Annotated in this window: 22 protein-coding genes; 4 read left to right on the plus strand and 18 right to left on the minus strand. The window is 73.2% G+C overall.

Features of this window, described 5'->3' with window-relative positions; translation table 11 throughout:
- Positions 1 to 20: 20 nt before the first annotated feature.
- From KBY47_RS03225 to KBY47_RS03255, 7 genes are all read right to left on the minus strand, one after another.
- A complete protein-coding gene (locus KBY47_RS03225) occupies positions 21 to 374 on the minus strand; it encodes a cytidine deaminase (protein WP_210919316.1) in 354 nt (117 codons plus the stop codon).
- Between the two features lie 20 nt (positions 375 to 394).
- Positions 395 to 754 carry an MmcQ/YjbR family DNA-binding protein gene (locus KBY47_RS03230; RefSeq protein WP_210919317.1) on the minus strand — a complete coding sequence of 120 codons (360 nt, stop codon included), beginning with the start codon at positions 752 to 754 and terminating at the stop codon, positions 395 to 397.
- On the minus strand, positions 751 to 2,058 hold the full coding sequence (locus KBY47_RS03235; RefSeq protein WP_210919318.1) for a hemolysin family protein: 1,308 nt from the start codon (positions 2,056 to 2,058) through the stop codon (positions 751 to 753). Before KBY47_RS03235 ends, KBY47_RS03230 begins: the two co-directional genes overlap by 4 nt.
- The gene (gene ybeY / locus KBY47_RS03240; RefSeq protein WP_210919319.1) at positions 2,055 to 2,552 is read right to left on the minus strand and encodes an rRNA maturation RNase YbeY; all 498 of its coding nucleotides are present in this window, start codon (positions 2,550 to 2,552) and stop codon (positions 2,055 to 2,057) included. Before ybeY ends, KBY47_RS03235 begins: the two co-directional genes overlap by 4 nt.
- 14 nt (positions 2,553 to 2,566) lie before the next feature.
- Positions 2,567 to 3,637, minus strand: a complete 1,071-nt coding sequence (locus KBY47_RS03245; protein WP_210919320.1) for a PhoH family protein — start codon at positions 3,635 to 3,637, stop codon at positions 2,567 to 2,569.
- A gap of 179 nt (positions 3,638 to 3,816) precedes the next feature.
- Complete coding sequence (locus KBY47_RS03250; protein WP_210919321.1) at positions 3,817 to 4,953, minus strand: PfkB family carbohydrate kinase; 1,137 nt, start codon at positions 4,951 to 4,953, stop codon at positions 3,817 to 3,819.
- Positions 4,954 to 5,082: 129 nt separating this feature from the next.
- The gene (locus KBY47_RS03255) at positions 5,083 to 6,372 is read right to left on the minus strand and encodes a glucarate dehydratase family protein (protein ID WP_308405020.1); all 1,290 of its coding nucleotides are present in this window, start codon (positions 6,370 to 6,372) and stop codon (positions 5,083 to 5,085) included.
- Positions 6,373 to 6,625: 253 nt separating this feature from the next.
- On the opposite strand from KBY47_RS03255, the gene KBY47_RS03260 reads away from it, so the two are divergent.
- Positions 6,626 to 7,822: an MFS transporter gene (locus KBY47_RS03260; RefSeq protein ID WP_210919323.1), complete on the plus strand. Its 1,197-nt coding sequence runs from the start codon at positions 6,626 to 6,628 to the stop codon at positions 7,820 to 7,822.
- Positions 7,823 to 7,920: 98 nt separating this feature from the next.
- Here the strand turns inward: KBY47_RS03260 and KBY47_RS03265 are convergent, their stop codons facing one another.
- The 5 genes from KBY47_RS03265 to KBY47_RS03285 form a co-directional block, all read right to left on the minus strand.
- A complete protein-coding gene (locus KBY47_RS03265; protein WP_210919324.1) occupies positions 7,921 to 8,898 on the minus strand; it encodes an adenosine deaminase in 978 nt (325 codons plus the stop codon).
- A gap of 20 nt (positions 8,899 to 8,918) precedes the next feature.
- Positions 8,919 to 9,824, minus strand: coding sequence for a ribonuclease Z (locus KBY47_RS03270; protein WP_210919325.1), 906 nt, complete (start codon positions 9,822 to 9,824; stop codon positions 8,919 to 8,921).
- A 6-nt stretch (positions 9,825 to 9,830) separates the two neighbouring features.
- A complete protein-coding gene (locus KBY47_RS03275; protein ID WP_210919326.1) occupies positions 9,831 to 10,184 on the minus strand; it encodes a histidine triad nucleotide-binding protein in 354 nt (117 codons plus the stop codon).
- A 62-nt stretch (positions 10,185 to 10,246) separates the two neighbouring features.
- The gene (locus KBY47_RS03280; protein ID WP_210919327.1) at positions 10,247 to 13,468 is read right to left on the minus strand and encodes a S41 family peptidase; all 3,222 of its coding nucleotides are present in this window, start codon (positions 13,466 to 13,468) and stop codon (positions 10,247 to 10,249) included.
- 75 nt (positions 13,469 to 13,543) lie between these two features.
- The gene (locus tag KBY47_RS03285) at positions 13,544 to 14,059 is read right to left on the minus strand and encodes a hypothetical protein (protein ID WP_247694137.1); all 516 of its coding nucleotides are present in this window, start codon (positions 14,057 to 14,059) and stop codon (positions 13,544 to 13,546) included.
- A gap of 100 nt (positions 14,060 to 14,159) precedes the next feature.
- Between KBY47_RS03285 and KBY47_RS03290 the strand changes: the two genes are divergently transcribed.
- Positions 14,160 to 14,534 (plus strand): hypothetical protein, encoded by a 375-nt coding sequence (locus KBY47_RS03290; protein ID WP_210919328.1) that lies wholly within the window; start codon positions 14,160 to 14,162, stop codon positions 14,532 to 14,534.
- Between the two features lie 113 nt (positions 14,535 to 14,647).
- Here KBY47_RS03290 and KBY47_RS03295 read toward each other — a convergent pair whose 3' ends face one another.
- From KBY47_RS03295 to hrcA, 4 genes are all read right to left on the minus strand, one after another.
- The gene (locus KBY47_RS03295; RefSeq protein ID WP_210919329.1) at positions 14,648 to 15,388 is read right to left on the minus strand and encodes a 16S rRNA (uracil(1498)-N(3))-methyltransferase; all 741 of its coding nucleotides are present in this window, start codon (positions 15,386 to 15,388) and stop codon (positions 14,648 to 14,650) included.
- A complete protein-coding gene (locus KBY47_RS03300; protein ID WP_210919330.1) occupies positions 15,385 to 16,506 on the minus strand; it encodes a nitronate monooxygenase in 1,122 nt (373 codons plus the stop codon). Before KBY47_RS03300 ends, KBY47_RS03295 begins: the two co-directional genes overlap by 4 nt.
- A gap of 101 nt (positions 16,507 to 16,607) precedes the next feature.
- Complete coding sequence (dnaJ, locus tag KBY47_RS03305; protein WP_210919331.1) at positions 16,608 to 17,744, minus strand: molecular chaperone DnaJ; 1,137 nt, start codon at positions 17,742 to 17,744, stop codon at positions 16,608 to 16,610.
- A complete protein-coding gene (gene hrcA, locus KBY47_RS03310; protein ID WP_210919332.1) occupies positions 17,745 to 18,761 on the minus strand; it encodes a heat-inducible transcriptional repressor HrcA in 1,017 nt (338 codons plus the stop codon). It abuts the gene before it with no gap.
- 162 nt (positions 18,762 to 18,923) lie between these two features.
- Here hrcA and KBY47_RS03315 point away from each other — a divergent pair, with 162 nt between their 5' ends.
- Together KBY47_RS03315 and KBY47_RS03320 are read left to right on the plus strand one after the other, a co-directional pair.
- The gene (locus KBY47_RS03315; RefSeq protein ID WP_210919333.1) at positions 18,924 to 19,655 is read left to right on the plus strand and encodes an MBL fold metallo-hydrolase; all 732 of its coding nucleotides are present in this window, start codon (positions 18,924 to 18,926) and stop codon (positions 19,653 to 19,655) included.
- Positions 19,656 to 19,687: 32 nt separating this feature from the next.
- A complete protein-coding gene (locus tag KBY47_RS03320) occupies positions 19,688 to 20,488 on the plus strand; it encodes a DUF3097 domain-containing protein (RefSeq protein ID WP_210919334.1) in 801 nt (266 codons plus the stop codon).
- A 126-nt stretch (positions 20,489 to 20,614) separates the two neighbouring features.
- Here KBY47_RS03320 and hemW read toward each other — a convergent pair whose 3' ends face one another.
- Both hemW and KBY47_RS03330 read right to left on the minus strand, forming a co-directional pair.
- Positions 20,615 to 21,847 (minus strand): radical SAM family heme chaperone HemW, encoded by a 1,233-nt coding sequence (hemW, locus tag KBY47_RS03325; RefSeq protein ID WP_210919335.1) that lies wholly within the window; start codon positions 21,845 to 21,847, stop codon positions 20,615 to 20,617.
- 52 nt (positions 21,848 to 21,899) lie between these two features.
- A complete protein-coding gene (locus KBY47_RS03330; protein WP_210919336.1) occupies positions 21,900 to 23,783 on the minus strand; it encodes an ATP-binding SpoIIE family protein phosphatase in 1,884 nt (627 codons plus the stop codon).
- Positions 23,784 to 23,813: the final 30 nt, after the last annotated feature.

Raw genomic sequence — 23,813 nt, forward strand, 5'->3', positions numbered from 1 at the left:
CCCCGGTCCCGTGCGCGCCCTCAGCCCGCGGCGACCGTCTCCCGTACCGCCCCGTCCGGACCCGCCACCAGCACCGGTGTCCCGGCCCCGCCCAGGTCCCGCACGGCCGCCAGGTCGGCCGCCGAGGCCGCCTCGGCCTCCGTCACCACCGCCGCCGCCTCCAGCGACTTCGCGCCGGACGCCACCGCCATCGCCACCGCCGTCTGGAGGGCGCTGAGCTTCAGCGAGTCCAGGGCGACGGTCCCGGCGACATACGTGCGCCCGGTCTCGTCGCGTACGGCGGCGCCCTCGGGGACGCCGTTGCGGGCCCGCGCGGAACGGGCCAGGGTGACGATCTTGCGGTCCTCGGGGTCAAGCGCGCTGCTGTCGGTCATGACCTGAGCATACGTAAGCGTCAGGGGCGGTCCAGGCGCAGGCGGTCCGCTCTGGGCAGACCGGCGACCACCAGGTCGTAGGAGTCCTCGATCAGCTCCCGCAGCAGGCGGTCCGGGAGGGCGCCGTCGGCGGTGACCGTGTTCCAGTGCCGCTTGTTCATGTGGTAGCCGGGGACGACCAGGCTCTCGTGGTCGGCGCGCAGCCGGACCGCGTCCTCCGGGTCGCACTTGAGGTTGACGGTCAGGGGCCGCGCGCCCAGGTCGGTGAGGGCGAAGATCTTGCCGCACACCTTGAACACCGAGGTGTCGGGGTTGAAGGGGAAGTCCTCCACCGCCGCGTTGAACGACAGGCAGAAGGCGCGCAGTTGCTGGGGGGTCATTCCGTCTCCGCCGCCACGGCGTCCGGCCGCTGCGGGCCGACCGGCTCCACCAGCACCGTCGCGATCCTGTTGCGGCGGCCCGCGGCGGCCTCCGCGGTCAGGCGCAGTTCCCGGCCGTCGGGGAGTTCCACGACGGAGGACGCCCCCGCGATCGGCACCCGGCCCAGCGCCTTGGCCATCAGCCCGCCGACGGTCTCCACGTCCTCGTCGTCGAACGCCTCCAGGCCGTACAGATCGCCCAGGTCGCCGATGTCCAGGCGGGCGGTGACCCGGTAGCGGTCCTCACCGAGGGGTTCCACGGGCGGCAGTTCCCGGTCGTACTCGTCGGTGATCTCGCCGACGATCTCCTCCAGGATGTCCTCGATGGTGACGATCCCGGCCGTGCCGCCGTACTCGTCGATGACGACGGCGACGTGGTTGCGTTCCTTCTGCATCTCGCGCAGCAGGTCGCCCGCGTTCTTGGTGTCCGGCACGAAGAACGCCGGGCGCATCGCCGTGGACACCAGCTCGCTCTCCGCGTCCCGGCTGATGTGCGTCTTGCGGGCGAGGTCCTTCAGGTACACGATCCCGACGATGTCGTCCTCGGACTCGCCGGTGACCGGGATGCGGGAGAAACCGGAGCGCAGGGCGAGGGTGAGGGCCTGGCGGATGGTCTTGAAGCGTTCGATCACGATGAGGTCGGTGCGCGGCACCATCACCTCGCGCACCAGGGTGTCGCCGAGTTCGAAGACGGAGTGCACCATCCGGCGCTCCTCGTCCTCGATCAGCGACTCCTGCTCGGCGAGGTCGACCAGCGCCCGCAGCTCCGCCTCGGAGGCGAACGGGCCGCGCCTGAAGCCCTTGCCGGGGGTGAGGGCGTTACCGATGAGGATCAGCAGCGACGGGATCGGGCCCATGATCCGGGCCAGCGGCACCAGCACGTACGCCGCCGCGGTCGCCGTGTTCATCGGGTGCTGGCGGCCGATGGTGCGCGGGGAGACCCCGACGGCGACGTACGACACCAGCACCATGACCGCTATCGCGACCAGCAGCGCCTGCGTGGTGCCGTCGACCTCGCGCAGACAGACGTAGGTGACGATCGCGGCGGCGGCCATCTCGAAGGCCACCCGGACCAGCAGCGCCACGTTGAGATAGCGGGTCGGGTCGGCGGCGACCTGGGCGAGCTTGGCGCTGCCGCGCCGCCCGGAGCGCACCGCCTCGTCGGCCCGGAAGCTGGAGACACGGGCGATGCCGGCCTCCGCGCAGGCCGCCAGCCAGGCGACGATCACCAGGGCGACCGCGCCGAGGACCAGTTGCGCACTCATGACACGGTCGGCGCGGGCGACGGGCCGGTCAGGCCCCGCTCGGTGCGCCAGCCGTCCACGATGGCGGCCTGGAGGCCGAACATCTCGGCCTTCTCGTCCGGCTCCTCGTGGTCGTAGCCCAGCAGGTGCAGCACGCCGTGGACGGTGAGCAGTTGCAGCTCCTCGTCCATGGTGTGCTGCGTGGGCGCCTCGGCCCCCTGCTTGGCGGCGACCTCCGGGCACAGCACGATGTCGCCGAGCAGGCCCTGCGGGGGCTCCTCGTCGTCCTTCGACGGCGGCCGCAGCTCGTCCATCGGGAAGGACATGACATCGGTGGGCCCGGGCAGGTCCATCCACTGGATGTGGAGCTGCTCCATGGCATCGGCGTCCACGACGATCACCGAGAGTTCGGAGAGCGGGTGGATGCGCATCCGTGCGAGCGCGTAGCGGGCGATGTCGAGGATCGCCTGCTCGTCGACCTCGGTGCCGGACTCGTTGTTGACGTCGATCGACATGGTGCTGTGCTTGTCTACTTCCCCTTGTGCCCGGACTTGCCCCGGCCGCCCTTGTGGGTGCCGTTCTGGGTGCCGTGCTTGGTGTCGTACTGCTCGTAGGCGTCGACGATACGGCCCACGAGCTTGTGCCGTACGACGTCATGGGACGACAGCCGTGAGAAGTGCACGTCCTCGACGCCGTCCAGGATGTCCTGCACCTGCCGCAGACCGGACTTGGTGCCGTCGGGCAGGTCGACCTGGGTGACATCGCCCGTGATCACGATCTTCGAGTCGAAGCCGAGGCGGGTCAGGAACATCTTCATCTGCTCGGGGCTCGTGTTCTGGGCCTCGTCCAGGATGATGAAGGCGTCGTTGAGCGTGCGTCCGCGCATGTACGCCAGCGGCGCGACCTCGATCGTCCCGGCGGCCATCAGGCGCGGGATGGAGTCGGGGTCGAGCATGTCGTGCAGCGCGTCGTACAGCGGGCGCAGGTAGGGGTCGATCTTCTCGTAGAGCGTGCCGGGCAGGAAGCCGAGGCGCTCACCGGCCTCCACCGCGGGGCGGGTCAGGATGATGCGGTTGACCTGCTTGGACTGGAGGGCCTGGACCGCCTTGGCCATGGCCAGGTAGGTCTTGCCGGTGCCCGCGGGGCCGATGCCGAAGACGATGGTGTGCTTGTCGATGGCGTCGACGTACCGCTTCTGGTTGAGCGTCTTGGGGCGGATCGTACGGCCACGCGAGGACAGGATGTTCTGCGTCAGGACCTGCGCCGGGGTCTCCGGGCCGTCGCTCTCCCCGTTCTCGCTCGCCCTGAGCATGGCGATCGAGCGTTCCACTGCGTCCTCCGTCATCGGCTGCCCGGTGCGGAGCACGAGCATCATCTCGTCGAACACGCGCGAGACGAGGGCGACTTCCGCGGAGTCGCCGACCGCGCTGATCTCATTGCCCCGGACGTGGATGTCGACCCCCGGGAAGGCCTTCTCGATCACGCGCAGGAGGGCGTCGCCGGAACCCAGCACGGTCACCATGGGGTGCGCCGCGGGGACGGTCAGCTGCACTTTCGCCTGCCCCTGCGCGGGGGTGTGAGCTGTGGGTGTCTGAGTCATGGGCCGGCCAGCAGGCCTGCACGTCCTCCTCGATACGACTCGCCCGCCACAAGGGCGGCCTGGCGATTTCCAGGGTACGCCGGGGGACTGACATCGCCGTAGGCCTTTTCGTCGGACGATCGTCCTGTATGCGGACGGCTGCGGAGCGTGGCGGACCACCACCGGTGCCGGGGGCGCGCTCAGGCCGAGCGGCGGAAGCCGATGGTGGGGACCGCGCGGCGCAGCGGCCAGGGGCGGGTGGTGGCCGGGATCAGGTCCGCCAGGAAGGCGTACCGGCGCAGCGCGGCCGGGTCCTGGTCGTCGACCGACTGCACCCGGCGCCACCAGGCGGCGACCTCGGACCAGCCGGGCGCCGACAGCGAGCCGCCGAACTCCTGCACGGAAAGGGCCGCGGTGAGCCCGGCGAAGGCGAGCCGGTCGGCGAGCGGCCAGCCCGCCAGGGTGCCGGTGACGAACCCGGCGACGAAGACGTCCCCCGCGCCGGTCGGGTCCAGGGCCTCCACCTCGATGGCCGGGACCTCCGCGGTCTCCCCGGTGCGCCGGTCCACGGCGTACGCGCCCTCCGCGCCGAGGGTGACCACGGCGAGCGGCACCCGGGCGGTCAGGGCGTGCGCCGCGGCGCGCGGGCAGGTGGTGCCGGTGTAGCGCATCGCCTCCTCGGCGTTGGGCAGGAACGCCTCGCAGTGCTCCAGGTCGGCCAGGCCCGCCAGGTCCCAGGCGCCGGTGTCGTCCCAGCCGACGTCGGCGAAGATCCGGGTGCCCTTGGCGGCGGCCTGCGCGATCCACGGGGCCGGTTTGCCCGGGGTCAGCGCGGCGACGGCCGCTCGCGCGTACGGCGGGCAGTCGGGGGCGGGTTCCTCGGGCGGGGGTTCGTGGCCGTGCGAGACCATGGTGCGCTCGCCCTCGTACGCCATCGAGACCGTGACCGGCGAGTGCCAGCCGGGGACCGTGCGGGACGGGGTGAGGTCGATGCCCTCGCCCTGCTCCAGGGCGTCCCAGCAGTAGTCGCCGTAGTGGTCGTCGCCGAAGGCGGCGGCGAGGCAGGTCTTCAGGCCGAGGCGGGACAGGGCTGCCGCCATGTTGGCGACCCCGCCCGGGCTGGATCCCATGCCGCGCGCCCAGGACTCGGTGCCGCGCACCGGGGCGGAGTCGAGTCCGGTGAAGATGATGTCGAGGAAGACGGTGCCGGTGAGGTAGACGTCCCAGGGCGGGTCCTGCGGTGTGCGCAGGCCGCCCAGCGGGTCGACGTCGGCCCGCCCTCGGGCGGACGAGGCGGGCCCCTTTCCGGTGACGGCGGGGGCGTTGGTCGCAGTCACGGTGCGCTCCCTGAGATGGTGCGGATCAGGCCAGTCTGCACCACCCCACTGACAACGCGCCGGGAACGGCGTCACCACGGGCCCCGGCGGCCCCGGGTCCCGGTACCGGTCCCGGCCCCGCACGGGGGTTCACCAGCGCGGCACGGACGGGGTGACCCAGTCGGGGTCGGCCACCCGCATGGCCGCCGCGTCGTCGCGGTCGCGCAGCGCACCGTCGTCTTCGAGCCACCGCCGGTGCAGCAGGGCCAGCCGGTCGCGGTCGAGTGCGACGCCGAGGCCGGGGGCGTCCGGGACGGTGACCCTGCCGTCCTCGAAGACCAGGCGTTCGGTGAGCACGTCCTCCGACTGCCACGGGTAGTGGGAGTCGCACGCGTGGTGGAGTCCGGGGACGGTGGCGGCGACATGGGTCATGGCGGCCAGGGAGATCCCCAGGTGGGTGTTGGAGTGCATGGACACGCCGACGCCGAAGGTCCGGCACACGGCGGCGAGCTGCTGGGTGTTGCGCAGGCCGCCCCAGTAGTGGTGGTCGGAGAGCACGACCTGCACGGCGTCGCGCGTGAACGCCTCCCTGATCTCGGCGAACGTCGTCACGCACATGTTGGTGGCGAGCGGTACGCCGGTCCGCGCGGCGACCTCCGCCATGGCCGGGGTGCCGAGCGCGGGGTCCTCCAGGTACTCGAGGACGTCACCGAGTTCCTCGGCGACCCGCAGCGAGGTCGGCACGCTCCACGCCCCGTTGGGGTCGAGCCGCAGCGGACGCCCGGGGAACGCCTCGGCGAGCGCGCGTACGGCGGCGATCTCCTCCTCCGGCGGGAACACGCCGCCCTTGAGCTTGAAGGAGGTGAAGCCGTACCGCTCGGTGAACCTGCGGGCCTGTGCGACGATCCCGGCCGGGTCGAGGGCGGCGCCCCAGTCGTCGTCCTCGGCCGCGACCCGGGCCGGGTGCGCGGCCCACTTGTAGAACAGGTAGGCGCTGTACTCGACGGTGTCGCGCACCTTGCCGCCGAGCAGCGCGTGCACGGGCAGCCCGAGCGTCTTGCCCCAGGCGTCCAGGCAGGCCACCTCGAAGCCGGAGACGACGGACAGCCGCAGCTTGTCGGCGGTCTGGACGCCGCGCAGCCCGCCGACGTCGACCTGGTCCGTGACGTGGGCGGAGTCGACGGACACCTCGTCCGCGACGGTGAACAGGCCGTTGAGGTCGTTCACCTGACGGCCTGTCAGACGCTGTGCGAAGGGGCGCGCCAGCTCCAGGTACTTCGTATCGCCGTACGTCTCGCCGACACCGGTCACCCCGTCGGCGGTGACCACCTCCACGATCAGCCGGGGGGTGTACGGCTGGTGCACGCCCTGGGTGTTCAGCAGCGGCGGGTCGGCGACCAGGATCGGAGTCAGCCGGACGTCGGCGATGGCGAGGTTCACGGGGCGGCTCCTCTGAGGAGCGGCGAGGCCATCTCCCCACGTAGACGTTGTCCATGTATGCGGATGGAGCATGGCGCCGCACTGCTACCCGGCCGCCGATTCGTCAAACACATATGTAACTCAGATCACACAATCAGCGCTCCCGTTGCGGTCCCCCGGCTTGATACAAATTGCCCGCGCGTTCCTGTCTGTCGACGGTCGTCGCCCAATCCCCCCTTTTGTGCCGTTCATTCCGCATGCCCTGGGAACGCCCGTGTCCGCCCGCACCACCACCCCCTGGCCCCTCGTCGCCCTCTTCACGGCCGGGTACCTCGCCCCGTACCTCCTGCCGACCGTCGTCGGCCGACTCGACTCGGGGCTCAACCTCACCGCCACCCGCTCCGGCGCCATCGGCAGCGCACTGCTGCTGAGTTCGGCGTCGGCGGGGTTCCTGTCCGCCTCACGCGTCCACCGCGTCGGCCCGCGCGTCCTCGCCCGCCTCGGCCTGACGCTCGCCGTACTCGGCTACGGGACGGCCGCGCTGACCGGCTCGCTCCCGGCGGTCGTCGGCGGCGCGGTCGTCGGCGGCTTCGGCTCCGGTACGGCCACGGCGGTCGCCGCCACGCTGATCGCGGGCCGCCTGGACCCGCACCGGACCACCACGCTCGGGCTGCTGAGCGTCTCCGCGCTGGCGGGCGCGGTCTATCTGACGGTCCCGCACCTCGGTCCCGGCCACGGTGTGCCGCTGGCCGCGATCGCCCTCACCGCGGTCGCCGTCTGGCCGCTGACCGGTCGGCTGCGCGCCGCCGTCCCTGACGCGGAGCACACCACCGACACGGCCGCCGCCCGTCTGCCCCACCGCCGCGCCGGGGTCGTCCTCGCCGCCACCCTGCTGTGCTGGTCGCTCGCCCAGAACTCCCTGTGGGGCGTCAGCGGGCGCATCGGCCTCACCCAGGCACACCTGAGCGAGGTCACGGTCGGCGCGGTGTTCGCCGTGGCGCTCGGCGCGGGGCTCGTCGGGGTCGTGCTGGCGAGCGCGCTGGGGCCGCGGCTCGGGGTCGCGCTGCCGATCGGCGGGGGTACGGCGGTGATCGCGGTGTGCATCGCGGTCAGTGCCGCCGCGACCGATCTGACCAGTTTCGCGGCCGGTGAGATCGCGTGGAACGCCCTCTACCCGATCGTGCTGTCGTACGTCATCGGGCTCGCGGCCTCGCTTGACGGGCGGGGGCGGTGGGCGGTGCTGGTGGGCTCCGCCTCTTCGCTGGGGACCGCGGCGGGGCCCGTGGTCGGCAGCGTGCTGGCGGCGCAGGTCGGCTTCGCCGGCATGGGGGTCGTGCTCGCGGGCGGCCTGCTCGTGGCCGCCGTTCCGATGACCGTGGTCGCGCTGAGGGCGGGGCGGGCGCGGGTGCCGGTTGTCTCGGTGGAGGTGGTGGCGGAGCAGCGCGCCTACGAAGCCGCCACGGCTGCGTGAATCGCGGGTGCGGGTGCGTCGTGGCTGGTCGCGCCCACGCGGCGGAGCCGCATATCGAGGCAGCCCCGCGCCCCTGAGGTGCGCTGCCCCGCGGCCTCTCAGGACTCGTAGGCGTCCAGTTCGGCCAGATATGCGGCCCGCCGCTCCTCGTCGTCCTCCAGGAACGCCGCCAGGAACGAGTTGCGGGCCAGTTCGCGCTGCTGCTCGGGGGTGAGGGGCAGGGCGTCGAAGTTGTCGCCTATGTAGCCGCCGAAGTACGCCGGGTCGTCGGAGTTGACCGTGCAGCGCAGGCCCGCCTCGAGCATGGCCGGGAGCGGGTGGTCGGCCAGGGTGTCGACGGCGCGCAGGCGGACGTTGGACAGGGGGCACAGGGTGAGGGGGATGCGGTCGCGGACCAGGCGGGCGACCAGCTCGGGGTCCTCCATGCAGCGCAGGCCGTGGTCGACGCGCTCCACGCCGAGGAGGTCGAGGGCCTCGGTGATGTACTCCGGCGGCCCCTCCTCGCCCGCGTGCGCCACCCGCCGCAGACCGAGGGCGGCGGCGACCTCGTACACCTCGCGGAACTTCACCGGCGGGTGCCCGACCTCGGCGGAGTCCAGGCCGACGCCGGTGATCCGGTCGAGGTGGGGCTTGGCGGCCATCAGGGTGTCCATGGCCGACTCGGCGGACTCGTCCCGCAGGAAGCACATGATCAGCCGGGTGGAGACGCCGTGCCGGGTCTCGCTGTCGCCGAGGGCGCGCCACAGCCCCTCGACGACCGTCTCCATGGAGACGCCGCGCGCCAGGTGGGCCTGTGGGTCGAAGAAGATCTCCGCGTGCCGGACGCCCTGGGCGGCGGCGCGGGCGAGATAGGCGTCGGCGAGGTCGGCGAAGTCCCGTTCGGTGCGCAGCACCGCCATCAGCCCGTAGTAGAGGTCGAGGAAGGACTGGAGGCCGTCGAAGCGGTAGGCCTCGCGCAGGGCCCCGGTGTCCGCGTACGGCAGGGTGACGCCGTTGCGGGCGGCCAGCTCGAAGGCCAGCTCGGGCTCCAGGGTGCCTTCGATGTGCAGGTGCAGCTCAGCTTTGGGCAGGGGCATCAGGGAATGGTACGACCGTTTCACCTGCGCTTCGGAACCGGCACCGTCAGCAGGTCGTGGGCGACGGTCAGCTCGCCGTCGTATCCGGCCGCCCTCGCCTGGCGTTCGAAGTCGTCCGGCGCCGAGTAGCGCTGGCTGAAGTGGGTGAGCACCAGGTGCCGTACGCCCGCGTCCCGGGCCACGCGTGCGGCCTGTCCGGCGGTGAGGTGGCCGTACTCGACGGCCAGGGCCTCGTCCTCGTCGAGGAACGTGGACTCGATGACGAGCATGTCGCAGCCCTCGGCGAGGGTGTACACGCCGTCGCAGAGGCGGGTGTCCATGACGAACGCGAACCGCTGCCCGCGCCGCACCTCGCTGACGTCCTCCAGGCGTACGCCGTTCAGCTCGCCCTCGCGCTGGATACGGCCGATGTCGGGCCCCTTGACGCCGTGCGCGGCAAGCCGGTCGGGCAGCATACGGCGGCCGTCGGGTTCGGTCAGCCGGTAGCCGTAGGACTCGACCGGGTGGGACAGCTTGCGGGCGTCGAGGCGGTACGCGCGCGTGGCGGCCAGTTCGCCGTCGGTGTCGACGGGGGCCTCGGTCAGTTCGACGGTCTCGCGGTAGGCGGTGGCGTACCGCAGCCGGTCGAAGAAGCGCTGGCCGGAGCGCGGGTAGTGGGCGGTGACGGGGTGCGGCACCCTGTCGAGGTTGATGCGCTGGATGACCCCGGCGAGGCCGAGGGAGTGGTCGCCGTGGAAGTGGGTGACGCAGATGCGGTCGATGTCGTGGGCGGCGACCCCGGCGCGCAGCATCTGCCGCTGGGTGCCCTCGCCGGGGTCGAACAGGATGCCCTCGCCGTCCCAGCGCAGCAGGTAGCCGTTGTGGTTGCGGTGCCGGGTCGGGACCTGGCTGGCGGTGCCGAGGACGACGAGTTCACGTACGGACACGTCGGCTCACCCGGGGGGCCATTCCAGGCCCCGGCCGCCCAGGACGTGGGCGTGGGCGTGGAAGACGGTCTGACCGGCGCCGCCGCCGGTGTTGAAGACGACGCGGTAGCTGTCGAGCTTGTCCTCGTCGGCGACGGCCTTCGTCTCGCGCAGCACGTCGGCGGCGAGGTCCGGGGCACCGGTGGCGAGCGACGCGGCGTCGGCGTAGTGCGCCTTGGGGATCACCAGGACGTGGGTGGGCGCCTGCGGGTTGATGTCGCGGAACGCGACGGTCGTGTCGGTCTCGCGGACGATCGTCGCCGGGATGTGCCCCGCGACGATCTTGCAGAACAAGCAGTCTTCCTGGGCTTCGCCTGTCATGCGTGTGCCTCCTCACGCCGGTGGTCCGTTGACCCGGGCATCGTAGCGAGCGGTGCCGTGCGCTATCCGAGGTCCAGGTCGGGCAGGGCGGGCGGGGTCTTCGCCGGGTTGCCCTCCAGGGCGGCCAGCGCGATCCGGATCGCCTCGTCGAGCTGGGTGTCGCGGTCCGCCGCGTGGTCCTGCGGGCGCTGGACGACCTCGACGTCCGGGTCGACCCCGTGGTTCTCCACGCCCCACGCGTAGTTCTCCAGCCAGAACGCGTACTTGGGCTGGGTGATCAGGGTGCCGTCGACCAGGCGGTAGCGGCTGTCGATGCCGATGACGCCGCCCCAGGTGCGGGTGCCGACGACGGGGCCGAGGCCGAGCGCCTTGACCGCGGCGTTGACGATGTCGCCGTCCGAGCCGGAGAACTCGTTGGCGACGGCGACGACCGGCCCGCGCGGCGCGTCCTCCGGGTAGCTGTACGGCCGCATGCCGCGCGGCACCGCCCAGCCGACGATCCGCCGGGCCAGCTTCTCCACGACGAGCTGGGAGGTGTGTCCGCCGCGGTTCTCGCGGACGTCGACGACCAGGCCCTCGCGGGCGACCTCCACGCGCAGGTCGCGGTGGATCTGCGCCCAGCCGGGGGCCTGCATGTCGGGGACGTGGAGGTAGCCGAGGCGGCCGCCGGACTTCTCGTGGACGTAGGCGCGCCGGTCGGCGACCCAGGCGTGGTAGCGCAGCGGCTCCTCGTCGGCGAGCGGGACGACGACGGCGTGCCGCACCTCGCCGCCGCCGGACGGCGAGATGGTCAGCTCGACGGGCTTGCCCGCCGTGCCGACGAGCAGCGGTCCTGGGCCGGTCACCGGGTCGACGGGGCGTCCGGCGACCGCGACGACCGCGTCCCCGGGGCGCACCGCGACGCCTGGCGCGGCGAGCGGGGAACGGCCGTCGGGGTCGGAGGTCTCGGAGGGCAGGACGCGGTCGATGCGCCAGGTGCCGTCCGGGTCGCGGGAGAGGTCGGCGCCGAGGAGGCCCTGCCGGGGGCCGTCGCCGAAGGCGCCGCGCGGCATGACGTAGGCGTGCGAGGTGCCCAGCTCGCCCTGCACCTCCCACAGCAGGTCGACGAGGTCGTCGTGGGTGGCGAGGCGGTCGAGGACGGGGCGGTAGCGGTCGAGTACGCCGTCCCAGTCGACGCCGTTCATGTCGGGCCGCCAGAAGTGGTCCCGCATGATGCGGCCGGTCTCCTCGAACATCTGCCGCCACTCGGCGGCCGGGTCGACGAACTGCCGTACCCGGGCGAGGTCGACGGTGATGTTGGTGTCGCCGTCGTCGTCGTGGGCGGCGCGCCGGTCGCTGGGGACGACCTTGAGGCGGCCGTCGCTCCACAGCAGGACGCGTTTGCCGTCACCGCTGACCTCGAAGTGGTCGGCGTCGGCGGCGAGGTGTTCGAGGCGGTGCTGGGCGAGGTCGTAGCGCTCCAGTTCGCTCTTGGGGTCGGGGTCGTCCGGGGTGGCCCGGGAGACGCCGAGGACGCCGCGCACCGGGTGGCGCAGCCACAGCACGCCGTCCTTGGCGGTGCGCAGGTTGGAGTAGCGGCCCGCCTCCACCGGGAACGGCACGATCCGGTCGGCGAGCCCTTCGAGGTCGATGCGGGTGGCGGGGGTGCCCTCGCCCTCGGGGGTCTCGTCCTTGTCGGAGGTCTCGAAGGGGCGGCCGTGGCGCTGCGGACCGAACGGGGACGGCGTGGTCGCGGCGAGGGTGATCAGGTGCGGCCGGTCGCCGACGACGAACGCCAGGTCGAACACGTGCTCGTCGTAGACCGGGTCGAAGGAGCGGTTGGAGAGGAAGGCGAGGTGCTTGCCGTCGGGGGTGAACGCGGGGCTGTAGTCCTGGAAGCGCAGCGGGGTCGCCTCGGTGACCGACAGGTCGGTGGTGTTGGCGAGCTTGAGCTGGCACAGAGGGCGCGGGCCGGGGTGCGACCAGGCGAGCCAGGCGGAGTCCGGGGAGAAGACGAGGCCGGAGACGTCGCCGTCCTCGCTGCGGTCGATCTCGCGGACCTCGCCGGTCTGCCGCTCGACGAACAGCACCCGCCCGTCGTGGGAGGCGACGGCGGCGCGGCTGCCGTCCGGTGCCATCGTCAGGTCCAGGACCCGGCCGAGCTGCCCGGCGGCCAGACGGCGCGGGGTGGCGCCGGGTGCGACGCCGGTGGCGGGCGCGAACTCCAGGGCGTCGTCGCCCTCGGCGTCCGTCACCCACACCACCCACTCCTCGCCGTCCGCGCGGAACGTGCGCGGCAGCCGGGCCCGCACCCCCGGTTCGGCGGCGAGCGCGCGGGCCGGACCCGAGCGGTGGGTGACCCAGTGCACGCCACCGCGGACGGCGACCGCGCTGCCCCGCGCGGTGTGGTCGGGGGAGGCGGAGCCGAACCAGCGGGCGGTGCTCACCGGGTAGGGCTGCTGGTCGACGCGCTGCCCGCCGAGCCGGACGTCGAGCCTGCGCGGCTCGGCACCGTCGAGGTCGTCCAGGATCCACAGCTCACCGGCGCTGGAGTACGTCACCCGGGTGCCGTCGGTCGCCGCGTGGCGGGCGTAGAAGCCCCCGAGGGGGGTGTGCCGCCGCAGGTCGGAGCCGTCGGCGAGGGAGGAGTAGAGGGCGCCGGTGCCCTCGTGGTCGGAGAGGAAGGCGATCCGGTCGCCGACCCAGAGCGGGTACTCGAGGTTCCCGTCGAGGTCCTCGTGCAGCCGTACGAACTCGCCGTCGCCGGCGCCGTCGATCCACAGCTTGCCCGCCGTGCCGCCCCGGTACCGCTTCCACCAGGCGGCCTCGCGGCCCATCGGCGCCGACAGCAGCACGGTGGACGGGCCGTACGCCACCTCGCCGACCGGCCCGTACGGCAGCCGGGTCGCCGGTCCGCCGTCGAGGGGGACGGCGTGCGCCCAGGAGCGGCGCAGGCTGGCCTGGCCGTGGGTGGTCAGGGCGAGGACCTCGCCGTCCGGGGTCCAGCCGCGCACCTGGGTCTTCCAGCTGCCCCAGTGGGTGAGGCGGCGGGCGGGGCCCCCGTCGACGGGCGCGATGTGCACCTCGGGCGCGCCGTCGCGGGTGGAGGTCCAGGCGACGGTGGTGCCGTCGGGCGAGACGCGCGGATGGTTCACCGGCACGTTGTCGGCGCTCACGCGCCAGGCCCGGCCGCCGTCGAGGGGGGCCAGCCAGACGTCGTCCTCGGCGGTGAACGCGATCAACTCGCCGTGCGGATGCGGGAAGCGGAGATACGCCGATGCGGCGGACGTTGCGGACTGAGTCACCTGAGCAACCCTATGCAGGTGAGGTGCCCGCGAACAGCGGTTTGGATCACTTACTGTCCGTCACTTGCGCTTGTGTCACTTGCCGTCCGGCCAGCACTGCGGGGCCCGCTGGCAGTACACGGTCTTGGTGACGGTCACGGTGACCGTCGGCCCGGGCTGCTGTCCGCCCGGCTGACCGGCGGGCGGGGTGCTGGGCGCGGCGTCGCAGTCGCCGAGCCCGTTGACGCGGAACCACTCCTTGCCGTCGATCTCGACGGTGAGCCGGCCGCGTACGCAGGCGCCGTTGACCGCGCGGGTCACCTTCCCGTCGACGGTGATCTCCTTGCCGGTGCCGGTGCGGCCCTGGCAGTCGACGTCGGCGACGGTGTCCTCGCCGGCGGTCGGCGTGGAGCCGCCCTGGGAGCCGAAGTTGGCGGTGCAGGTCAGCCACTGCACCTCGGCGTCCCGCCGCTCCATCTCCCGGGTCACCAGTTCGTCGGTGGTGTACGCCACCGTCGCCGAGCTGAGCCCGCCCGGCTCACAGGCCACGAGCCCGCCCACGGTGACGGCCATCAGCCCCACCACGCCTGCCATCCGTCGCGACACCCCCATGAAAGGCAGCCTGCCACCGCCGCGCCGGTCGCGGTAGAGCGCATACGGCCACCGGAAAATCCCGCGCGGAACGGACGTTCGACGCCATAGCGTGACGGTCATGGGGAACGACCGCGGACTGCGCAGGCTCGTCGTCGACGAGCGCACCGCCTACGACTGGACGTTACGGCACTCGCACGGGGAGGACGGCGCCTGCCGGGAGACGCTGACGCTGTACCGGGACCGGCACACTGCCACCCGGATCGTCTTCCGCTCCGGCGAGGGCCGCTATGTCGCCGAGGGCTACTGGTACTCGGGCTCCGTCACCGACGGCCACGGCAACCTGCTCAACCTGCACGAGCCGGGCGTGGTCCGCGCGTTCGTGGACGAGGCGGACCGGCGCGGGCTGCTGGCGGAGCCGGGCGCGGGGACCGTGGAGGTGGACGGCTGGGAGCTGTTCCGGGCGGTGGTGAGGGGCCGGGCGGCACTGGCCTGAGGACATCAGCCCGCCGGGGCGTCAGCCCAGACGCCCGGACCCGCCCGGCGTCAGGTCAGCCCAAGCGCCCGGGCCCGCCGGGCGTCAGCCCAAGCGCCCGGACCCGCCCGGCGTCAGTCCCAGCGCCCGGTGCGGCCCAGCAGCAGCGCGGTGGCCGCAGTACCGGCCGTGGAGGTGCGCAGCACGCTCCGCCCCAGCCGGTAGGGCCGCGCCCCGGCCTGCGTGAACAGCGCCAACTCCTCCGGTGAGACGCCCCCTTCGGGGCCGACCACCAGCACGATGTGGCCGTCGGTGGGCAGTTCGGCGGTGGCCAGCGGCGCGTCGCCGCTCTCGTGGAGCACGGCGGCGAAGTCGGCGTCGGCCAGAAGTGAGGCAACCTGTCTGCTCGTCGCCGCGTCCGCGACCTCCGGGAAGCGCACCCGCCGGGACTGCTTGCCCGCCTCCCGGGCGGTGGCCCGCCACTTGCCGAGCGCCTTCAGACCGCGCTCGCCCTTCCACTGGGTGATGCAGCGGGCCGCCGCCCACGGCACGATCGCGTCGACGCCGACCTCCGTCATGGTCTCGACGGCGAGTTCACCCCGGTCGCCCTTGGGCAGCGCCTGTACGACGGTGATCCGGGGTCCCTCCTCGGGCTCCTCCCGCACCGCCGCCAACTCGCCCACCACCAGCCGGTCCCTGCCCTCGGCGGCCTTGACGACACCCTCGGTCCAGCGTCCGCGCCCGTCGGTGAGGACGACGTCCTCGCCGGGCCGCAGCCGCTTCACGGACACCGCGTGCCGCCCCTCGGCACCCTCCAGCACGAACTCGGCCCCGACCGGGTCGAGCCGGTCGACCACGAACACCGGCGCGGTCATCGCTCCCGCCCTCCCGTCGACAACGCTGTCCAGGCCGCGTCGAGTTCACCCATCAGCACCTGCACCAGCTGCCCGGCGGGCAGCTCCCGGGCCATCCGGTGGCCCTGCCCCGCCCACAGTGCCATGCCCTGGGCGTCCCCGGCCTTCGCGGCCGCCTTCCGCAGCGGCGAGGTCAGATGGTGGACCTCCGGGTAGGCGGCGGGCGCGTACGGCCCGTGCTCCCGCATGAACCGGTTGACGAGCCCCCGCGCGGGGCGCCCGGTGAACGCCCGAGTCAGCTCCGTCCGCACGAACAGCGGGTTGGTCAGCGCCTGCTTGTGGACGTCGGCGGCACCGGACTCCGGGGTGGCGAGGAAGGCGGTGCCGAGCTGGGCGGCGCTGGCCCCCGCCGCGAGCACGGCGGCGATCTGGCTGCCGCGCATCACGCCCCCGGCGGCGACGAGCGGGACGTTCACCGCCTCGCGCACCTGGGCGAGGAGCGCCAGCAGCCCGAGTCCGGCACAGTCCCGCTCGGCCAGATCGCGATGGGTGCCCTGGTGGCCGCCCGCCTCGACGCCCTGCACGATCACCGCGTCCGCCCCGGCCTGCTCGACGGCGACGGCCTCGTCGACGGTGGTGGCGGTGACCAGGGTGAAGGTCCCGGCGCGGCGCAGCGAGTCCAGTACCTCCGGTCCGGGCACGCCGAAGTGGAACGACACCGCCGGGACGGGGTTGTCCAGCAGCACGGCGAGCTTGGCCTCGTAGCCGTCGTCACGGCCGCTGTCCGGGTCGCCCAGCTCGGTCTCGTACCAGGAGGCCTCGCCGGCCAGCTGGTGGGCGTAGACGTCGACGGCGGCGGCATTGGAGGGCGCGGCGCCAGCCGCTCCAGTGGAGCCGGTGCTCGCACCGGGATATTCGGGTTGCGGCAGGAAGAGGTTGACGCCGAAGGGGCGCTGGGTGAGGCTCCTCAGCTGCTTGATCTCCTGGTACATCCCGTCGGCGGTCTTGTACCCGGCGGCGAGGAAACCCAGCCCGCCCGCGTCGGACACGGCCGCGGCGAGCCGCGGCACGGAGACGCCGCCCGCCATGGGGGCCTGCACGATCGGGAGCTGGAGGAGATCGGTCAGTGCGGAGGACATGACGGCATGTTGTCACGTCCTCCGCGGCAGTCCGAATCGGGGCTTCCGTAGGTATATGCCTACGGAATGCTCCGCATGTCAGCGGCCGTCGAAGGGGCCCCTCAGCGGCCGTTGAAGGCGTCCTTCAGCCGGGAGAACAGCCCCTGCTGGCCGGGCTGGAACTGCCCTTGCGGGCGCTCCTCGCCGCGCAGTTTGGCCAGCTCACGCAGGAGCCGCTCCTGTTCGGGGTCGAGCTTGGACGGCGTCTGCACCTCGACGTGCACGATGAGGTCACCGCGCCCGCCGCCGCGCAGATGCGTCACACCGCGCCCGTGCAGCGGGATCGACTGCCCGGACTGGGTGCCCGGCCTGATGTCGACCTCCTCCATGCCGTCGAGCGTCTCCAGCGGCACCTTCGTGCCGAGGGCCGCCGCCGTCATGGGGATGGTCACCGTGCAGTGCAGGTCGTCGCCGCGCCGCTGGAAGGTCGGGTGCGGCAGCTCGTGGATCTCGACGTACAGATCACCGGCCGGACCGCCACCGGGCCCGACCTCGCCCTCACCGGCGAGCTGGATGCGGGTGCCGTTGTCGACACCGGCGGGGATCTTCACGGTCAGCGTCCGCCGCGAGCGCACCCGGCCGTCCCCGGCACACTCCGGGCACGGCGTGGGGACGACGGTGCCGAAGCCCTGGCACTGCGGGCACGGCCGCGAAGTCATGACCTGGCCCAGGAAGGACCGGGTGACCTGGGAGACCTCACCGCGGCCCCGGCACATGTCACACGTCTGCGCGGTGGTGCCCGGCGCGGCGCCCTCACCGTTGCAGGTGGAGCAGACGATGGCCGTGTCGACCTGGATGTCCTTGGTCGTGCCGAAGGCCGCCTCGTCCAGCTCGACCTCGATCCGGATCATCGCGTCCTGGCCGCGGCGGGTGCGCGAGCGCGGCCCGCGCTGCGACGCCGTGCCGAAGAACGCGTCCATGATGTCCGAGAAGTTGCCGAAGCCACCGGCGCCGAAGCCGCCCGCGCCACCGCCGCCCGCCTGGGACAGCGGGTCGCCGCCGAGGTCGTAGACCTGCTTCTTCTGCGGGTCCGACAGCACCTCGTAGGCGGCGTTGATCTCCTTGAACCGCTCCTGGGTCTTCGGATCCGGATTGACGTCCGGGTGCAGCTCGCGCGCGAGCCGCCGGAAGGCCTTCTTGATCTCTTCCTGCGACGCGTCGCGACGCACGCCGAGAACGGCGTAATAGTCCGTGGCCACCTACGACTCCGCCAGGATCTGTCCGACGTACCGTGCCACCGCTCGTACCGCTCCCATCGTTCCCGGGTAATCCATGCGGGTCGGTCCGACCACGCCGAGCTTGGCTACTGCCCTGCCGCCCGAACCGTAGCCGACCGACACCACCGACGTGGAGTTGAGTCCCTCATGGGCGTTCTCGTGACCGATACGCACGGTCATGCCCGGATCCTTCGCCTCGCCCAGGAGCTTGAGGAGCACCACCTGCTCCTCAAGGGCTTCCAGGACGGGCCGGATCACGAGGGGGAAGTCATGTCCGAAGCGGGTGAGATTGGCGGTGCCGCCGATCATCAGCCGCTCCTCGTTCTCCTCGACGAGGGTCTCCAGCAGGGTGGAGAGCACCGTCGAGACCGTGCCCCGGTCCTCGACGTCGAAGGCCTCGGGCAGGTCCTCGACGAGGGTGGGCACGTCGGTGAAGCGGCGGCCCGCGACCCGGCTGTTCAGCCGCGCCCGCAGGTCCGCCAGCGAGGTCTCGCCGAACGGCGCCGGGCAGTCGACCATCCGCTGCTCGACCCGCCCGGTGTCGGTGATCAGCACCAGCATCAGCCGGGCCGGGGCCAGCGCCAGCAGCTCCACGTGCCGCACCGTGGACCGGGTCAGCGACGGGTACTGCACGACGGCGACCTGCCGGGTGAGCTGCGCCAGCAGCCGTACCGTGCGCGCCACGACGTCGTCGAGGTCGACGGCGCCGTCGAGGAAGTTCTGGATCGCGCGCCGCTCGGGCGCGGTCAGCGGCTTCACCTCGGCGAGCTTGTCGACGAAGAGCCGGTAGCCCTTGTCGGTGGGGATGCGCCCGGCGCTGGTGTGCGGCTGGGCGATGTACCCCTCGTCCTCCAGGGCGGCCATGTCGTTGCGCACGGTGGCCGGTGAGACACCGAGGCCGTGCCGTTCGGTGAGCGCCTTGGAACCGACGGGTTCCTCGGTGCCGACGTAGTCCTGGACGATGGCGCGCAGCACCTGGAGCCTTCGTTCACTGAGCATCGCGCACACCTCCAGCGGTCGTCCCCTTGGCGCTCCCCCTGGCACTCGGCGCCCGCGAGTGCCAGCCTTACCCGGCCCAGTGTACGGCGGTCGGGTACGCCCCCGGCAAGGCCGGTCCTGCGACGTCACGCACGCGCGGGCGTTACGGCTAGCGTCGCGGGTATGACGGTGACTTGGGAAGAGCTGGGGTGGGAGCGGCTGGCGCCGGGGGTCGGACGGTGCCGTCTGCCGGTGTGGGACTGCACGGTGGGACTGGTCGTCGGGGCGGGCGCGGCGCTGGTGGTCGACTCGGGATCCAGCCTCGCGGAGGGCGCCCGGCTGCGTACGCGGGCGCAGGCGCTCACCGGTGACCGTGTGACCCATCTCGCGCTCACCCATCCGCACTTCGACCATGTCCTCGGCGCCGCGGCGTTCGCGGGCACGGAGGTGTACGGCGCGGTCGGCGTGGACGCGCTGCTCGGGTCCCGGCACGGGCGGGAGGAGATCCGCGCGGACGCCGTCCGGCACGGGCTGCCCGAGCCCTCGGCCACGGAGGCCGCCGAGACCCTGGTGCCGCCCCGCCACCACGTCTCCGGCGAGTGGACGCTGGACCTGGGCAGCGGCTGCCAGGTGCTGCTGGCCAACGTGGGCCCCGGCCACACGGCCCATGACCTCGCCGTGCTGGTCCCGGGCGACCCGGAGGTGGTGTTCTGCGGCGACCTGGTCGAGGAGTCCGGCGAACCGCAGGCGGGCCCCGACGCCGTACCGTCGCACTGGCCGGACGCCCTGGACCGGCTGCTGTCCCTGGGCGGCGAGGACGCGCTGTACGTCCCCGGTCACGGAGCGGTGGTGGACGCGGCGTTCGTGCGGGCGCAGCGCGACGCGCTGGCGGCGCGCTTCGGCGTGTCGGGCTGAAGCGGCCCGGGCGTGTCCATATCGTCATCCGAATGCGCCAGTACTCCGCCGACCTGACCCCGCCCTGGAAGAAGCCCCGGCCCGTCCCGGAGGTCCCGGCGGACCCGGGCCTGGTGGTGGAGGAGCCGCACACCGGTTTCTGCGGCGCGGTGATCCGCTGCGAGGCGGGCACGGTCACCCTGGAGGACCGCTTCGGCAAGCACCGCGTGTTCCCGCTGGAGCCGCGCGGATTCCTCCTGGAGGGCAGGCCGGTGACCCTGGTGAAACCGGCCACCGGTCCGGTACGACCCACCCGTACCGCCTCCGGTTCCGTGGCCGTCCCCGGCGCCCGCGCCCGCGTCGCCCGCGCCGGACGGATCTATGTCGAGGGCCGCCACGACGCCGAACTCGTCGAGAAGGTCTGGGGCGACGACCTGCGCGTGGAGGGAGTGGTCGTGGAGTACCTGGAGGGCGTCGACGACCTCCCGGGGATCGTCGAGGACTTCGCCCCCGGCCCGGACGCCCGGCTGGGCGTCCTGGTCGACCACCTCGTACCGGGCTCGAAGGAGTGGCGGATCGCGGAGTCGGTGACCAGCGCACACGCCCTGGTCGTGGGCCATCCGTACATCGACGTCTGGGAGGCGGTGAAGCCGTCCTCCCTGGGCATCGCGGGCTGGCCGAGGGTGCCGCGCGGCCAGGACTGGAAGACGGGGGTGTGCCGGGCCCTGGGATGGCCGGAAAACACCGGCGAGGCCTGGCGGGGGATCCTGGCCCGGGTCCGGTCCTACAAGGACCTGGAGCCGGAGCTACTGGGCAGTGTGGAACGACTCATCGACCACGTGACCGTGTCCTGAACGCCGTCCGGCTGTTGACAGACCGGGCCTGGTGGGCTGCTCTCCGCCGCTGCGGAGGTGGTCCGTCGATCAGCTCGTCCACACGGCCGAGCGGTTCCTGCTCCCCGCCGAAGCGGGGATGACCCCTCAGTCCACCAGGTCCCGCACCACCGCGTCCGCCAGGAGCCGACCGCGCAGTGTCAGCGCGGCCCGCCCCTCGGCGTAGGGGCCCTCCTGGAGGAGCCCGTCCGCCAGCGCCCGACGCGCGGCCGCAAGGCCGTCCTGCCGCAGCAGCGACAGCGGCACCCCTTCCCGGAGCCGCAGCTCCAGCAGGACGCGCTCCACGCGGCGGTCCTCGTCCGACAGCAGTTCGCGTCCCGCGCCCGGTGAGCGTCCCGCGGCCAGGGCCGCCGCGTACGCGCCCGGGTGCTTGACGTTCCACCAGCGCACGCCGCCGACGTGGGAGTGGGCGCCGGGGCCCGCGCCCCACCAGTCGGCGCCGCGCCAGTACAGCTCGTTGTGGAGGCAGCGGGCGGCCTCGGAGGTCGCCCAGTTCGAGACCTCGTACCAGTCGAAGCCCGCCCCGCAGAGCACCTCGTCCGCGATCAGGTACCGGTCCGCGTGCACGTCGTCGTCGGTCATCGGGACCTCGCCGCGGCGGATGCGGCGGGCCAGCTGGGTGCCCTCCTCGACGATGAGGGCGTAGGCCGAGACGTGGTCGGGGCCCGCGCCCAGCGCCGCGTCCAGGGACGCCCGCCAGTCGTCGTCGGACTCGCCCGGTGTGCCGTAGATCAGGTCCAGGTTGACGTGGTCGAAGCCCGCCGCGCGGGCCTCGGCGACGCACGCCTCGGGGCGGCCGGGGGTGTGGGTGCGGTCCAGGACCTTCAGGACGTGCTGGCGGGCGCTCTGCATGCCGAAGGAGATCCGGTTGAAGCCGCCCTCGCGCAGGGTGGCCAGGTAGGCGGGGTCCACCGACTCCGGGTTCGCCTCCGTCGTGACCTCCGCGTCCGCCGCGAGCCCGAACTCGTCGCGGATCGCCCCCAGCATCCGTACGAGGTCGTCGGCGGCCAGCAGGGTGGGCGTACCGCCGCCGACGAAGACCGTGCGGACCTCTCGCGGGTCGTCGCCGAGGACCTTGCGGGCGAGGCGGACCTCGTCGGTCAGGGTGTCGGCGTAGTTGTCGCGGGAGGCGAGGACGCCGCCGGTGCCTCGCAGCTCGGTGGCGGTGTAGGTGTTGAAGTCGCAGTAGCCGCAGCGGGTCGCGCAGTACGGGACGTGCAGGTAGAACCCGAGGGGGCGGGTCGCCGCCCCGGCGAGCGCGGACGCGGGCAGCGCGCCGTCGGCGGGGACGGGCTCGCCGTCGGGGAGTGCGGAAGGCATGTACTCCATTGTCCGGCATCGGGGGCGCTCACTTGTCCGGCATCGGGGGCGCTCACTCGGCCTGCAGTACCAGCAGCGCGAGGTCGTCCTCCGGCGGATGCCCGCCGAAGTCGTGCACCAGACGCCGGATGCGTTCCGCGATCAGATCGGCGCCGAGCCCGGCGCAGCCGGACAGCGCGGCGGCGAGCCCGTCCTCGTCGTCGAACTGGCGGGAGCCGCTGCGCCGCTCGGTGACCCCGTCGGTCACGCACAGCAGGCTGTCGCCGGGGGCCAGCTCGATGGTCTCGCTGGTGTACGTCTCGTCCTCGACGACCCCGAGGAGCGTCTGCGGCCGGGCCGCGGTGCGCACGCTGCCGTCGGGGCGCAGTACCAGCGGCAGCGGGTGGCCCGCGGAGGCGAGGGTGACGCGGACGCCGCCGCCGTCCAGGGGCACCAGGTCGCCGTAGAGGAGGGAGAGGAAGCGGGTCTGCGGGCCGTCGCCGGGCAGGACGGGGCCGGCCAGGGCGCGGGCGGCGGCGTCGGCTGCCTCGGTGGCGTCGTCGAGGAGGAGCTGGTTGAGCCGGTCGAGGACGTCGGCGACGCGGTAGCCCTCGCGGGCCAGCAGCCGCAGCCAGGGCCGGGCGAGCCCGATGACGACGGCGGCCTCGGGCCCCTTGCCCTGGACGTCACCGACGGCGAAGCACCAGCGGCCGTCGCCGGCGGGGAACAGGTCGTAGAAGTCGCCGCTGGGTCCGCCCTGGTCGCAGGGTTCGTGGACGAGGGCGCTGCGCACACCGGGGATCTCGGCGACCGCGCCGGGCAGCAGACCGCGCTGGAGCACGGCGCTGATGGTGGCCTGGCGGGCGTACTGGCGGGCGGCGCCGATGGCGAGCGCCACCCGGCGGCCGAGGTCCTCGACGAGGCCGGTGATCTCGTCGGGGAAGCGGGGCAGCCCGGCCCGGCCGATGACGAGGGTGCCCAGGGGGCGGCCGCCCGCTACGAGGCGGTAGGCGAGGGCGGCTCCGTGCGTGCCGCGCGGGCCGAGCGCGGCGCCGGGCCAGGGGTAGGGGACGGGGCCGGAGCGCACCGCGTCGGCGGGCGGGCGGGGCGGGTCCTTCTCCAGGACGCGGTGGAGTTCCTCCAGGTGGTCCTCGCCGCGGTGCCAGACGCGGGCGAGCCGGGCGCCGGGCAGTCCGCCGCCGTCGCCACCCCAGCCGCCGCCGCGCCCTATTGCCTCGTCCTCCAGCCAGACCGCGCACCAGTCGGCCAGCCGGGGCACGATCAGCTGGCCGGTGAGGGCGGCGACCAGGTTCTCGTCGAGCTGTCCGGCGAGCAGGTCGGAGGCCTCGGCGAGGAAGGACAGGGCGCCGCGGCCCAGCCAGTCCCGGTCGGCGCCGTGCGGCCGGGGCTCGGGGGCGAGCAGTTCGGCGACATGGAGGCCGAGATCCGGGGGGTCGGCGGGGTCGTCGGCCTCCTCGGCGGGCAGCCGCGCCCATACGGTCTTGGTGCCGCGCCGGTAGCTGACGCCCCAGGCGTCCGCGAGGGCGGCGACCAGGCGCAGTCCGCGGCCCTGCTCCGGTGCCTCGTACGACGGTTCCGCGGACCCTTCGCGGAGGGGGCGGGAGGGGTGCCGGTCGGTGACCTCGACGACCAGGGCGCCGGTGTCGGGTTCGAGGCGGCAGGCCAGGGCGACCTCGGTCCCGGCGTGCACGACGGCGTTGGTGACGAGTTCGCTGACGGCGACCATCGCGTCCTGGGTGAGGCGGCCGGTGATCCGCGCGGTGCCGGGCAGGCCCCGGTCGGCCCACTCCTGTAACGCCGCGCGGACCAGCCCTCGGGCGGTTCCGGGGGCGAGGGGGCTTCCGGAGAGGGTGGTGTGCAGGTGTGCGGCGGTGGCGTGCGCAGGCCCGTCGGAGGCAAGGGGAGCGGTCTCCCGTTGCGTCGGAATGGCGCCCATGGACGACTCCCGGACAGCTCGGACGTACAG

The organism is Streptomyces sp. B93, assembly GCF_018070565.1.
In the GTDB taxonomy this organism is placed as follows: domain Bacteria; phylum Actinomycetota; class Actinomycetes; order Streptomycetales; family Streptomycetaceae; genus Streptomyces.